The 13,496-nt window shown below is 55.4% G+C and carries 12 protein-coding genes and 1 CRISPR repeat array; of the genes, 4 read left to right on the forward strand and 8 right to left on the reverse strand.

Features of this window, described 5'->3' with window-relative positions; genetic code table 11:
• Positions 1 to 4 precede the first annotated feature (4 nt).
• Positions 5 to 1,300 (forward strand): bifunctional hydroxymethylpyrimidine kinase/phosphomethylpyrimidine kinase, encoded by a 1,296-nt coding sequence (gene thiD, locus E3E42_RS03700; protein ID WP_167902772.1) that lies wholly within the window; start codon positions 5 to 7, stop codon positions 1,298 to 1,300.
• Here the strand turns inward: thiD and E3E42_RS03705 are convergent.
• Genes E3E42_RS03705 through E3E42_RS03730 form a run of 6 tightly spaced genes read right to left on the reverse strand, consistent with a single transcriptional unit; the run spans position 1,269 to position 6,426 of the window.
• On the reverse strand, positions 1,269 to 2,402 hold the full coding sequence (locus tag E3E42_RS03705; RefSeq protein ID WP_167902773.1) for a hypothetical protein: 1,134 nt from the start codon (positions 2,400 to 2,402) through the stop codon (positions 1,269 to 1,271). The genes thiD and E3E42_RS03705 overlap by 32 nt on opposite strands.
• On the reverse strand, positions 2,392 to 2,994 hold the full coding sequence (locus E3E42_RS03710; protein WP_167902775.1) for a hypothetical protein: 603 nt from the start codon (positions 2,992 to 2,994) through the stop codon (positions 2,392 to 2,394). The genes E3E42_RS03705 and E3E42_RS03710 overlap by 11 nt, the downstream gene beginning before the upstream one ends.
• Before the next feature lie 38 nt (positions 2,995 to 3,032).
• The gene (locus E3E42_RS03715; protein WP_167902776.1) at positions 3,033 to 3,785 is read right to left on the reverse strand and encodes a heparan-alpha-glucosaminide N-acetyltransferase; all 753 of its coding nucleotides are present in this window, start codon (positions 3,783 to 3,785) and stop codon (positions 3,033 to 3,035) included.
• A gap of 38 nt (positions 3,786 to 3,823) precedes the next feature.
• Complete coding sequence (mrtA, locus tag E3E42_RS03720) at positions 3,824 to 4,426, reverse strand: CPBP family archaeomyxosortase MrtA (protein WP_167902777.1); 603 nt, start codon at positions 4,424 to 4,426, stop codon at positions 3,824 to 3,826.
• Between the two features lie 8 nt (positions 4,427 to 4,434).
• Positions 4,435 to 5,343 carry a hypothetical protein gene (locus E3E42_RS03725; protein WP_167903139.1) on the reverse strand — a complete coding sequence of 303 codons (909 nt, stop codon included), beginning with the start codon at positions 5,341 to 5,343 and terminating at the stop codon, positions 4,435 to 4,437.
• A 42-nt stretch (positions 5,344 to 5,385) separates the two neighbouring features.
• Positions 5,386 to 6,426, reverse strand: coding sequence for a peptidylprolyl isomerase (locus E3E42_RS03730; RefSeq protein ID WP_167902778.1), 1,041 nt, complete (start codon positions 6,424 to 6,426; stop codon positions 5,386 to 5,388).
• Between the two features lie 182 nt (positions 6,427 to 6,608).
• On the opposite strand from E3E42_RS03730, the gene cysS reads away from it, so the two are divergent.
• Positions 6,609 to 8,039 carry a cysteine--tRNA ligase gene (gene cysS, locus E3E42_RS03735; protein WP_167902779.1) on the forward strand — a complete coding sequence of 477 codons (1,431 nt, stop codon included), beginning with the start codon at positions 6,609 to 6,611 and terminating at the stop codon, positions 8,037 to 8,039.
• Here cysS and E3E42_RS03740 read toward each other — a convergent pair.
• The gene (locus E3E42_RS03740) at positions 8,029 to 8,199 is read right to left on the reverse strand and encodes a hypothetical protein (protein WP_167902780.1); all 171 of its coding nucleotides are present in this window, start codon (positions 8,197 to 8,199) and stop codon (positions 8,029 to 8,031) included. The two genes, cysS and E3E42_RS03740, sit on opposite strands and share 11 nt — an antisense overlap.
• 28 nt (positions 8,200 to 8,227) lie before the next feature.
• Positions 8,228 to 10,074: direct repeats of the CRISPR family, unit length 30 nt; unit sequence CTTTCAATTCTCCTAGAGTCTTATTGCAAC.
• Positions 10,075 to 10,658: 584 nt separating this feature from the next.
• Here E3E42_RS03740 and E3E42_RS03745 point away from each other — a divergent pair.
• A complete protein-coding gene (locus E3E42_RS03745; RefSeq protein ID WP_167902781.1) occupies positions 10,659 to 11,306 on the forward strand; it encodes a phosphoribosyltransferase in 648 nt (215 codons plus the stop codon).
• Positions 11,307 to 11,318: 12 nt separating this feature from the next.
• Positions 11,319 to 11,639 carry a hypothetical protein gene (locus E3E42_RS03750; protein WP_167902782.1) on the forward strand — a complete coding sequence of 107 codons (321 nt, stop codon included), beginning with the start codon at positions 11,319 to 11,321 and terminating at the stop codon, positions 11,637 to 11,639.
• Here the strand turns inward: E3E42_RS03750 and E3E42_RS03755 are convergent.
• Positions 11,618 to 13,408 (reverse strand): DUF4932 domain-containing protein, encoded by a 1,791-nt coding sequence (locus E3E42_RS03755; RefSeq protein WP_167902783.1) that lies wholly within the window; start codon positions 13,406 to 13,408, stop codon positions 11,618 to 11,620. The two genes, E3E42_RS03750 and E3E42_RS03755, sit on opposite strands and share 22 nt — an antisense overlap.
• Between the last annotated feature and the right edge of the window lie 88 nt (positions 13,409 to 13,496).

Genomic DNA, 13,496 nt, shown 5'->3' on the forward strand with positions numbered 1-13,496 from the left:
TGGAATGGCCGTTTTGATTGTAGCCGGCCTCGACACCGGTGGGGGAGCGGGCATTAAAGCCGACATCGAGATGGTCTCGGCTCTGGGGGAGCACCCGCTCCCGATTCTCACAGCGGTCACCTACCAGAACCCCGAGAGGGTTTCGGGCTATTTTTCCCTCCCAGTGGAGGCCTTAAGGGACCAGATACGGGCCGTTAAGGGGCACTTCGATATCAAGGCAGTCAAAGTGGGCATGCTCGGGAGCGGGGGGATAGCAAGGGTCGTTGCCAAGGAGACGGAGGACTTAACGAGGGTCTTCGATCCGGTGATGGCTTCGAGCACCGGTGAGAGGCTCATCGACGACATCGGGTCGCTCAAGGTTCTCATTAAGGACTCAATCGTTACCCCCAACGTCCCGGAGGCCGAAGCTCTAAGCGGTCTTAAAATCCACTCCCTCGAGGACATGAAGGAATCGGCGAGGATCATAGCCAAGACTCTAAAAGCTGAGGCGGTAATCGTCAAAGGCGGCCACCTGAACCTAACCGACGTCCTCTACTGGAACGGGGAGTTCTTCGAGTTTCCTGGGGAAAAGGTTGATGGCTTCACCCACGGGACGGGCTGTGCCTTCTCCTCGGCTTTGGCCACTTTTCTGGCGAAGGGCCTTGAGCTTCCAGAGGCGGTGGAAAGGGCCAAGCGCTTCGTTGAAGGTGCTATAAGGTTCTCAAAGGCCGAGGCAAAGGCCGTCAATCCCTTCTGGGAGCTCCAGAGGGACGCCCACCGCTGGAGGGCTAGGGAAGAGCTTGAAAGGGCAGTTCAAGAACTCGTGAAGTTCGGCGGGAGGCTCAACCCTCACGTTCCGGAGGTGGGCACTAACTTCGCGATCGCGACGCCCCTCAGGGAAGTCTTTGCCGTCAAGGGCAGAATCGTCCGCTACGGGAAAACGGTTAAGCCCGTGGGCCCGGTCGAGCTGAACGCCAGCGACCACCTGAGGAGAGCTTTGCTCAAGATGCGCGAGTTCTACCCCGATGTAAGGGCCGTCCTGAACCTGCGCTACTCCGGGGAGCTGGTGGAGAGGGCTGAACGGCTTGGCTTTGTCGTTTCATTCTACGACAGGAGGGAGGAGCCCGAGGAGGTCAAGAGGGCGGAGAAAGGAACGATGGAATGGGGAATTGAGACGGCAGTGAAGAGAGCAGGAAAAAGGCCCGACGTAATATACCACCTCGGGGACTGGGGCAAGGAGCCAATGGTTCTAATCTTTGGAAGGGACGCGCGGGAGGTGGTGGATAGGGTCAGGGTTCTCCTTTCTCCCTCTCCTCGATGAAGACCCTCACGTGCTCCGGCGCTCTCTCCTTTATCTCCTCAGCCAGCTCCCGCCGGTCAAGATAGGTTCTGAGAAGGATTTTCCCCCTAAGCCAGGGGTTTTTGATTCCCTCCGCGGCTCTGAGGGCATCTCCGTAACTCCCGGTGTTCAAAAGTCCAAGGGCGAGGTTCCACCAAGCGGCATCGCTCCCGACCTCGGCGGCTATTGCCTCTCCTCTCCCAGGCCTTCCATCGACGGCATATAGGTAGGCCAGATGAGACAACATCTCGGGGCGGTACGGCTTTTCAAGGAGGCGGTAGAGACTTTCAAGCCTCTCGGGTTTGTCGTGGATTCTGAAAAGGGCCTGCCTGTAGTGGTTGGGGTTTTCGAGCGAGTCGAGGACACACTTTGCCCCTTCCACACTCCCCCGGAACAGGAAGTTCGAGGCCGTTCTCAGGACTTCCTCCACCTCCCAGGGGGCGTAGGCTGGCGGAAGGGCGTCAATATCAATCGGGTGGGCGTCGAGGAGTCCCCTCAAAAGGGTCCTGTATCGCCCAATTTTTTGGGGAGCGTTCGCGAGGCCGTACCTGAGGAGCGTCTCCCGCATTTTCTCGAAGTCCCTGACTATCATCGCGAAGAGTCTCACAGTTGAATCGAGCCACTCCTCCAGGGGGACCTCGAAGTAGAGCTCTTGGTGTGGCCCATACCACTCGAGGGAGAGAACCTTCAGGGTTTTCCCGTCCCTCACCAGGTGCAGGTCTATCCAGGGGTCGTAGGAGCCGAGGCTCACCACGGGGTGCTCCTCAAGGAACGCATCGAAGTTCTTCCCCGCGAGGGCCTTTCTGTACGGGTCGTCCCCGAGCTTTCCTCTCCTCAGCTCGCCGAGGTCGAGGGGCGGCTTGACTTCGAGAAGGTGGAAGTTCAGCAACGCAAGCTCCTCCAGCGCGCTCCCGAGAAAGACGTCCGCCCCGAAGACGGGGAGGTCGCCCCGCCAGAGGCTTAAAATTCCGTAGTCGTCCCACTCAAGGCGGAGGTACTCAAGGAAGTCCCCGGTCTTCACCAGCCCCGCGAGACTCTCAAAGAGAATTTCCCTCGTGGCCCCAACACTCCATTCAACCTCCATAAGCTACCACCTTCAGGAGAAGCCTCACCTGCCTGGTGTTCTCAAGGAACGCCCGCTCAAGCCCGTGCTTTGAGCAGACCTCAAAGAGCTCTCCGAGGTCAAAGGCGAGGGAGCTTAGGAAGCACTCCTCGGCGCTGAGAAAATCTCCAAGAGGAACCCGTACGGCCGAATCTTCCGTCGAGAAGGTTACCCCTCCCGGGGAAAGCCCCACCACACCGTAGAAGCCCGCGAACGACAGTCGTATTCCTTCATCAACAGGGTCCGCCAGTAGGCGCGTTCCGGTCAGCTCCGCCAGCTGGAGGGCCCTCCCGAACCTGCCCCTTGCGAGGGCGCCGATGCTTAAAATTCCTTCCGCGAATTTCAGGTAGTCTTCCTCGCCCCGGGCGATGAAGAAACCCCCGGCCGAGAACTCGACACTCGCCCTTGGTCGGGTGCATTCCTTAAAACGCTCCCAGGGTCCTGGGTGGAAAAGTGCACTCGTGAAGCTCCCGGGAACGCGGACCGTCTCGTCCACGAGGGCCTCCAGTGCGGCCTTCTTTATGCACTCCTTTGGGTTGTTATCCTCCGGCACGGCTCTAATTTCCACCCTCATACGATCTGAAGTTGGAATAAGCCTTTTAAATTTTCCGGTTATATTGGAAGCCCCGGAATCGGGCCGTGGATAAGTCTAAGCAGGGCCACGAGAACAGGCTGATGGAGGAGGTAGATCGCCAAGGTGTGTCTCCCGGCGAAGGTTACGAGATGAACCAGCGGATTCTCCGGCGTGGGCAGGCGGGCCTTCCTCTCACCGGTGGGATAGAAAACGCTCCCCGCGGTCATTCCCAGGAGGTACACTCCAAACCAGGGGAAGATCGGGAAGTAGTCGGGAGCGAAGTAGTCCTCGGGCGTGATGCCCAGGGGAAGGAGGAACAGGCCGTCGTGGAGGTTCCTTACTAGGGAATAGCTAAGGAGGAAAAAGAAGGCCCAGAAAAGGTTCTTTCTCCCGAACCGGTGAAATGGGATAGCCAGGAGCGTCGCCACGCCGAGGAAGTGGAGGATTCCAAAGTGAATCGTCATTTTGCCGGGGAGGAGTGAGGTGGCCAGGGTTATGAGCATGCCAAGGCCAAAGAGCTTGATAAAGCGCCGGAAATACTTCCTGTATGGTTGGGGGTTTCTCTTTACCGTTCGAGAATAGCTTATCCAGAATGAGAGACCCGATGTAAAGACGAATATCGAGGCGGTGGTGACTGCGAAGGCGAACCAGAACGTACGGTGCCCGGAGTAGTTGAGGAAGAGCCAGAGGTCTGTGACAAAGTTTGAGACCACCATCATCGTTATTCCGATACCGCGCAGGAGATCAACCTCCCAGTACCGGCCCTTCAGGTACACTTCGGCGCCGAGCATAAGGTCTCTTGGGACTGATCCCTAATATCCATTTCGCCTTATAGGAGGACACATAGAACGTCGAAGAGCACCGAGCCGAGCCAGTGGAGGAGAAAGCTGGGGAGAAAGCTCCCGGCCCGAAGGTCGAGTTTGGCGAAGACTATTCCCGCCACGAACGAATAGGGAACCTCTATGCCCGGCTTTCCAACGTGGACAAGGGCGTAGGGAACATCCTGCGCCAGAATCCCGAGCCATTCATTCTTTCTAGCGAGGGGAAAGAGCAGTATTCCCCTGTAAAATGCCTCGTGGGCGAACATTATGGCCCCTATGGCCAGCTCCTTGACGATGAAATCAAGCGGTCCCGAGTATTCAAATATTGGATAGTACTCCTTCATCGACGGGATTGTCGTGCCGTAGAGGCTCAGCGGAATGGTGGCAATGAAAAGGAAAAGGGCCCACCGATACTCGGAAAGCCTGCCCGCCTGAACCCCCAGCTCCCCCCGTTCGAAGCCTAGGGCATACGCTAAGACTAGGGGAAGGGCGAAGTAGAAGAGGGCGTTGTAACCGGCCCACCTGAAGAGCCCGCCGCCGCTGTACCTGACGGCGAGGATAAATGGTATTGAGAGTGCATAGAGAACGTACGGGTTGCGTCTGAGTTTCATAGGGGCATTCACACCATGAAGCTTATCTGGACGCTGTTTGCGTACCTCCTTATCTCTATGCCCCGGTTCGTGAACACTATGCCTATTTCAAGCGGCCTCTTTGGATTGGCCCTTCTGATGACCCTTATGCCAACCTCCGTTCCAATCCGGTCCTTGTTGAGACGGTTCATATAGGAGTAAAGGAGGGTGAGGAAGTTCCTGTAGTCCTGCATCTCCTCAAAGAACTCCTTCTGCTCCGGATTTAGCCGGGGGTATATGTATCTGTGGAAAAACCAGTCAAAAGAGCTCCGTGTTTCAGTCGCGTACGCAAAAAGCAGCTTATAGAACTCCATGTTCTTGTTGCCGAACGAGGAGTCTATACCCGTTATGGCCCTTCCGAGATAGCTGGATGCCTCGCTTAATTTCATATTTATCAGCGTCAGCTCCATGTCTCCCCCGCGGAGGTCCATCTGAATGTATCTGTCCGCCCCAAAGTCCATGTAGATTGTGCTGTAGAAGAGAATCAGCCTCCGCGGACGGTAGCTCATCTGCTGAAGAATCCGACGAAGGACATCGCCCAGCCTGTTCAGCTGTCTGGGGTCGCCTATCATGAGGGCCTCTATTCCCATGATGCTGTCCTGAAGGGCCACATCATTATCAAGCCAAAATTCAATCTCCCTCCGCCATCCGGGCATGTTGTATCTGTTGAGAACCTTCAGATCCACTATGGAGACGGGAACTTCCTTTTGAATCCTTCCGAATCTCCTCTTGAAAATCACCACCGGATGATACCCCGTCGAAGGGTTGAGACGGGAGACCGGGATTTCACTCACCTTACGAAGGGCCAGCAACGCACTCCGAATCTTTGGAACGTCATCTTTAACGAATTTTGAGCCGAGGTCTTCCAGCAGTATCCTAAGCCTCTCCTCGCTGACCATGCACCACACCAGAATAGATATAAAAAGAAGGGATTAAAAACCTCACTCCGAGTCCTCGGCCGTGGACTCGCCCTTCTTCTCCTCGGCCGCCTTGGTCTTCTTCTTGCTGGTGGTCTTCTTGGTCGTCGTTCTCCTGGTCTTTCTGCCCTTGGTGCTCTTTCTGGTGGTGCTCTTCCGGGTGGTCTTCTTTTTGGCCTTCTTCTCGGTCTCTTCCTTCTTCTCTGCTGCCTCGGTCTCCTCGGCCTTTTCACTGGAGGGCTCCTCGGCCTCCGTTACCTCCTTTTCCTCGACCGCGGTCTCGCCCTCATCGGTCTTCTCGACGAGCGGCTCGCTGACCTCCTCCTCGAGCTCCACAACTTCCTCGCCCTTCTCCTCGGGCGGCTTGAGGAGCTCGTCAACGCCCGGTTTGAAGTTGACCTCCTCGTAGCCGATGAACTTGAGGTCGCTCTCAAGGAGTATCTCGCCGAGGACAAGGGTGTTCTTGTCAAGCCCAGCGTTGCTGAAGTCCACGGTAACGTCCTTCTCTCCAACCTCAATGATGACCTTTCCGGGGTCCACCCGGGGCATGCGGAGCTCTATCAGGGCCTTGACTTTCTCTATTGGATCCTCAATCTTCTCAACAACCTCTGCCTCGTAGACGAGGTGCTTGCCGGCGTAGGGGTGGTTGAAATCAACCCTCACGCGGCCGCCGCTGACGGTGAGGACGCGGCCCTTGAGCTTCCTTCCGCTCTCAGTCTCTATCTCAACCGGCATTCCCGGGAACGGGTAGATGCCCTGTCTCCTGAACTGGCCGAGGGTGAAGGTCTTGATGAGCTTGGGGTCGCGCTTTCCAAAGCCCTTCTCGGGCGGAACTATTATCTCGTACTTCTTTCCGACCTCGAGGCCATCAAGCTGCTCGTCGAGGCCGCCGAGGACGTGACCGGCGCCGACGGCTATCGGAACCGGGCCGTAAATACCGTTCTCGTTGTAGATTCCGGCTTCCTTGGCAACCTCCTCGTAGGTGGTGTCAAAGACCTCGCCGGTCTCCTTGACCTTTCCGGTGTAGTGAAGCCTTATGACGTCTCCCTTCTGAACCTTCATCATCGTAACCTCCTTTTTCCTGCTCTACCCCGGATTGAGAGGGTTGCTTTTTAAGCTTTTGCCGGCGGCCGCCGGCACACACCCGGGGACTTCCAATAAAGAGAAGGCCGCGTACACAGATCTGGCCATAATGAAGGCGATAACCTAATAAAAGGGCTTCGCGAAGTTCCCCCGGTGGTGAGAAGATGGCCATAAGAGTGTACAACACCCTGACGAGGCAGAAGGAGGAGTTCAGGCCTTTGAGAGACGGGGAGGTCAGGATGTACGTCTGTGGGCCAACGGTTTACGATTACACTCATCTCGGCCACGCGAGAACCTACGTGGCCTTCGACGTTATCCGGAGATACCTTGAGCACAGGGGCTACACAGTCCTCATGGTGATGAACTTCACGGACATCGACGATAAAATCATCCGCAGGGCGAATGAAACCGGTGAAGACCCCAAGGAGCTCGCCGAGAGGTTCCTGCGCCTCTTCCTCGAGGACATGGAGGCCCTGAAGGTCAAGCCGGCCGACATCTACCCGCGCGTCACCGAGCACATGGAGGACATCATAGAGTTCGTGAGGAAGCTCCAGGAGAAGGGCTACGCCTACGAGGGAAGCGACGGCGTTTACTTTGAGGTTCAGAGGTTTAAGGACTACGGAAAGCTGAGCAAGATACGGCGGGAGGACCTCGTAAAGGGCGCGCGCGTCGAGCCCGGCGAGGGCAAGAGGAACCCCGAGGACTTCGCCCTCTGGAAGAAGGCAAAGCCCGGCGAGCCGAAGTGGGAAAGCCCCTGGGGCGAGGGGAGGCCGGGCTGGCACATAGAGTGCTCCACGATGAGCACCAAGTACCTCGGCGAGAGCTTCGACATCCACGGCGGCGGCAACGACCTCATCTTCCCGCACCACGAGAACGAGATAGCCCAGACCGAGGCCTGCACCGGCCACGAGTGGGTTCGCTACTGGCTCCACACCGGCTTTCTCATGGTGAACGGCGAGAAAATGAGCAAGAGCCTCGGCAACTTCGTGACGATAAGGGAGATGCTGGAGCGCTACGACCCCGAGGTGATAAGGCTTTTCATTCTCCAGAGGCACTACCGCTCGCCCCTCGACTACACTGAGGAGGGCATGGAGCACGCAAAGAACAACCTTGAGAGGCTCTACAACACCCTCGAGAACATCCGCGTGGCCATGGAGAGGGCCGATATAGCATTCAAGTGGGGTCAGGAAGAGTTCGAGACCTACGAGGCGATAAGAAACGCGAGGGAGAAGTTCTACAGCGCCATGGACGACGACTTCAACACTGCCGAAGCTTTAAAGGCGGTGTTCGAGGCGAGCAACGCGGTCAACAGGTATCTAACGAAGGTTGAAAAGCCGAAGGAGAGCATCCTTCGCAAGGCGCTGGAGTTCTTCAGGATTGTAAGCGAGGTCTTCGGCATCTTCGAGGACTACTTCAGGGAGCAGAGGGCGGGCGAGGAGGAGGCCCTTATCCAGCTCCTCATTGACGTCCGCGCCCAGCTCAGGAAGGAGCGCAACTTTGCTTTGGCCGACAGAATAAGGGCAGAGCTCAGGGAGATGGGCATTCAGCTCGAGGACACCCCGCAGGGAACGGTTTGGAAGAGGGTCAGGGTTTAGCCTCTCCCCCGTGATCTGGATTACATTCCACCCGGAACTTCCTGAAACGGGTTGGTCTTCTTATTTCTTCAAAATCTATCCAGCCCATCTCCGCCAGCCTTACAAGGTCCCGCGCAGCCGGGTCTGTCCTCCCTTTGTCCCTCCACTTTTTTCGAACCACGGCTCCCCACCCGGAGTCACGATGTTTGCTTTCAATTCTCCTAGAGTCCTATTGTCCGGGGGGACGTTCGGTCCCCCACACCCCTCGAACTTCCGCGGGGGTTTTATAGAGTTTCAATTCTCATAGAGTCTTATTGCAACGTCGCCATACAGACCGAGAAGCCCAAGACAGAGCCGTCTTTCAATTCTCCTAGAGTCTTATTGCAACCACGACCATGTATACATCATTCCAACGTTGAACTGTCTTTCAATTCTCCTAGAGTCTTATTGCAACGTGATAAGAAGATTTTCATAGATGAGAAATCGCTAGCTTTCAATTCTCCTAGAGTCTTATTGCAACTTAAAACCCCGAGCTCCTCCGCCTTTTCCTCGACCTTCCTTTCAATTCTCCTAGAGTCTTATTGCAACAGTTCATTTTCATGCACTCTCGCGAACTTTCGTGAGACTTTCAATTCTCCTAGAGTCTTATTGCAACTAGGTGATGTCCAGCTCGTAGCCCTCGTCCGGCTCCACTTTCAATTCTCCTAGAGTCTTATTGCAACGAGGGCAAAATCGCCGAAAACGTGAGATACAGCAGGAACTTTCAATTCTCCTAGAGTCTTATTGCAACCCAACACCCACATACCCCCACACGCTCATACAAACAGCTTTCAATTCTCCTAGAGTCTTATTGCAACCTTCCTCCCGGGCCGGGAGGGGCACCGTGCCCGAGCTTTCAATTCTCCTAGAGTCTTATTGCAACCATTATTATACTTGCCTGCAGGACTTATATGTTTTACTTTCAATTCTCCTAGAGTCTTATTGCAACGTTCCAGGTGAGTTCGAGCGTGTAAGAGCCCTCGCTCTTTCAATTCTCCTAGAGTCTTATTGCAACTTCAAGATGGATTTGGAGGTCGAGGGGAAAATATACTTTCAATTCTCCTAGAGTCTTATTGCAACGAGACCATCAGAGCGATAGAAGCCCTTAGAACCGAGCTTTCAATTCTCCTAGAGTCTTATTGCAACTGAACATTCGTCACATATAGCCGTGACCTCTTCCGTCCTTTCAATTCTCCTAGAGTCTTATTGCAACTCAGGGACTGGAAATTACTGGTTTGACTACGCAGTTCTTTCAATTCTCCTAGAGTCTTATTGCAACATACTTAAAGCCCTGGAGGAGAAGAAAATCTTAGTCCTTTCAATTCTCCTAGAGTCTTATTGCAACACCCTATCAAGATACAAAACAAAACCCTCGAAGTCCTCCTTTCAATTCTCCTAGAGTCTTATTGCAACAAGACTGCGGGCACGATAACGCCGACTAAAAGCACTTTCAATTCTCCTAGAGTCTTATTGCAACGCTCATAGACCTCACCCGCGACAGGGCGACCTTCTACGCCTTTCAATTCTCCTAGAGTCTTATTGCAACCTTCTCCAGCGCCTTACTGAACTCCTTGAGATCCTCACTTTCAATTCTCCTAGAGTCTTATTGCAACCTCAGAGGTCCCGGAGAAGCTCGGCATCGGCCAGCTCTTTCAATTCTCCTAGAGTCTTATTGCAACGGGTGAGGCATGAAGGCGAGCAAGATGATCATCCTCACTTTCAATTCTCCTAGAGTCTTATTGCAACGGTAAAACTGAGGAGTATAATCACCCCCACGATTAAACTTTCAATTCTCCTAGAGTCTTATTGCAACCGGTATCTCCACGTTCCCGCTCTCTGCGTTCGTCTTGCTTTCAATTCTCCTAGAGTCTTATTGCAACTTACGGGCACGGAGAGGGGTAAGGCAGGGGTAGTCTCCCCTTTCAATTCTCCTAGAGTCTTATTGCAACGATAATCCTCTTAGCGTCTTCAATGTCCTCCTCATGGGCTTTCAATTCTCCTAGAGTCTTATTGCAACAGGACGGGAATTCCGTTTGTTTGCCCAATGGAGTTATTGTATGGCGCCGATATTTAAATCTTTCTGGAAACCGGGCCAAAAGCGGTCGAACCGGGGGAGGATTCCAGGGATGCATAACCGTGCCTGACTGGAAAAACCCCTTTCCAAACCCAGCTTTTTTGGGGAGGGTGGAGATGCCCGCAGTTTCCTGACCTGAGAAAGCCTTCTGAATCACCAATGGTGCGTCACAATGTGCCGGATAACGAAAAAAGCAAATTTCCACAGGTAAAATCGGTTTCTGGGCCCCCATTACGGCTGTTTTCGGCATTCCGAAGAAAATTCGTTATAATATTGTAAATAAAACGCAACATGATGTCACAACTCCAGAAGTATAAACTCCGGCTTCCAGAGACTTGATTGCGGGATTTTCCCAGAAAAGAGCGATAAAACGCCCCCGCTTTGGAGAACACGGGGTTTAATCGTGATACTCGACCCACCGGCAGATTTGGGGTGCTTTTTCTCTCTGGAAATTAACAGGGCCATGTCAAAACGTCCTCCAAAAACCTTAAATAAAACTTCGTTTTTGCTCCGTTAAGGGAAATCCAATGAAGAAGTTTCCGGCGTATCTCGCTTCTTGGGACGACATAGAAAGGTGGGCAAAGGAAGGAGCATGGAAGATTCTCGAAGACGGATGGAGGCCCGACGTGGTGGTCGGACTCGCCAGGGGGGGCTGGGTTGCAGCGAGGCTCTACTGCGACTACCTCGGCGTCAAGGACCTGGTCAGCCTCAAGGTAGAGCACTGGGGCGTAACGGCCACCCCGGACGGAAAGGCAAAGCTCAGGTACGGCACCAGCTACGACCTTAGCGGCAAGAAGGTCCTCATCGTCGACGACATCAGTGACACGGGCGAGAGCCTGACGCTCGCCAAGAACTACATCGAGGGCAAGGGGCCGGCTGAGATAAGGGTCGCCACGCTCCTCACCATCAGGGGCTCCCGCTTCAAGCCTGACTACTACGGCGAGGAGATCGACTGGGCGTGGATAGTCTTCCCGTGGAACTTCATTGAGGACATGATTAACCTCGTTGGCAACCTCCTTGAGGAGAAGGAAGCTCTGACCACCGATGAAATCATCGAACTGTTCAGGGAGCTCCATGGGATGGAGGTGCCGAAGGGCAGGCTCGAAGAGGCACTCCGCATGGCGGAGCGCAGGAAGGTTTTTAAGTTCCGCGAGGGAGCCTGGCGCAGAGCCTGAGGGTGTGATAGATTGGACCTGGAAAAGAAGGTTCAGGAAATCAGGAATCACAGCGTTTACGCCAGGGAAATCTACGAAATGCACAGCGAGAGCATAGACCGGGTACTCGAGAACTACGACGGTCTCAAGGAGGACTACCTCAACGACCACTCCCGCGCCCGCATCGTGAGGATCGTCTTCAACGAGGACAACGGTCTCCCGCTGGCGATAGAGTTCAACAGGAAGGACGACAGCTTCAAGGGCTTCACAATAGCTATCGGCAAGCCCCACATAAGGAGCAACGGAAACGGAAAGGGCGGGGATGAACCCCCTCACGAAGACTCCAGCGGCTGAACGTAGAAGCCCATTTCTATCCCCTTTTCACACCATATTTCGTAGCTGCTCAGGTAGTACGTCGGGTTCTGGAAGAGGGCCGTCAGGTTCCTGTTCTCCCCCGCCACCCAGACGATGTAGTTCGCCCGGTTGCGGGGGTTTCTCACGGCCATTATCACGGCGGTTCCCGTGATGCTGCCGAGCTCTCCCGTGATAACGGGGTCTTCCTCGTCTCCAGTCAGGACGTAGGAGTGGACCTCCCAGTCAGGGCTCTTCTCCAGCACCCAGCGGTCTCCCCCTGCGGGCACAAAGCGCAGCGGAAAGCCCTCGTCCAGCTCATCGACGAGCGAGTTTGAGTACGGCCCCCCCACCAGCACCAGGTTCGAACCGAGGTCATCGTCGGTGACGTTCACGTCCGCCTTTATCGAGACCTCCACCGTCCCGTCCCACTGGGAGTAAAAGGTCCTGAGGTTCTCGGCTATGGCCTCGGCCGTCTCCCTGTCCCTCTCCACTCCAGAGGGATCCGGATTCCGGGTTCCGTAAACGACTATGACCTCTCCCTCAACCGCGCCCCTGTCGAAGGCCCTCAGCGGTGTAACCGGGACGCGCTCGCTGTAAAGCTCCCACGCCTTATCTGGAGGAATCATGGTTCTCAGGTCCACGAGCATCTCGTCCACGTACTCCCCCAGAGGGACGGAGTTCTGGACGCTCATTGCCGTGTACTTCCTGTAAAGCTGAAGCACCTCGTCTATCCAGAACTCGCCCCAGGCCCTCTGGAGCCACACTGCTAAAGCCGCGTAGTCGGGGTCCACGTTGGAGAGCGCGAAGTCCAGCCAGCCGTCGGCGAAGCCCTCGTATATCATTCCCGTCCTGTCCCAGAAGTGAATGTCGTAGCGCGCGAGGTAGGGCATGTCCCCCTCTATGGTGTCCTCCAGGTAGGCCAGGGAGTATGTGTCGCCGTAGCTGGCGTAGAGGCCCGGCAGGGTAATGTCGTGGCCCAGCTCATGGTAGACGAAGCCCAGGTAGATAAGCTCGTCAAGGCCCGTGTTGTTCACGTAGTCCCTGTTGAGGGGCAGGCCGAACATCGTGTCCCTCGCCGTCTTGTAGCTCCAGGCCGTCCTCTGGGGGTCGCGTCTCACGAGCGGCACCATTCCCCCGGCCCCGTATATCTGGACGCCGTCCCTGAGGGGATTGAAGCTGTGGCCGTGTATCGCCACCAGGAATGGATGCAGGAACTCGAAACGAACGTTGGAAACGTCGGTGTAGCGACCCATGAACCCGTCCGGTGGCAGGAGCGAGAGGGCGTTCTCGTATATCCCGAGGTCCTCCCGGTAGTAATCCCCGTGGGTTCTGTAAAAGGTCATGAAGTCGCTCTCCCTGGCGAAATCCCTCAGGGCCTCGATGAAGTCGAGTGTCCAGGGGTCGCCGATGTTTCCCCAGGGCTGGAGCTCGGGCGGTTCCGTGCAGAGAAGGAGGTAGTATTCGGTGTAGTACAGCCTAAGGTCCCTCTCCGAGATGGAAGAGGTGTTTTCAAGGTGCTTCCGCAGCATCTGAACCGCGCGGTGGTTCCTGTAGGGGGCGAAGTAACGATCAACCTCATCGAGGTAGCCGTCGCGGTCTATGACGAAGGGGTCGCTCCGGCCAAAGGCGAGGTAGTAAACGACGCTCAGTAGCTCCGAGTTGGGGCTTATCTCGACGCTCACCTTTCCGGTCACGCTGTAGCCGGCTGCCTGCGGCGCGGTGGTTGCAATGAGGAGTGCAAGGATTATTAAAGCCCACAGTCGCTTCATAACGACACCCGGTGGTATTTTGGACGACGGGTATTTAAAGCTTCCGACAGCTTTTAAAGCCCAACCGGAAGATAGGGAATTCGGGTGA

It is taken from the genome of Thermococcus sp. JdF3 (genome assembly GCF_012027495.1).
GTDB lineage: Archaea > Methanobacteriota_B > Thermococci > Thermococcales > Thermococcaceae > Thermococcus.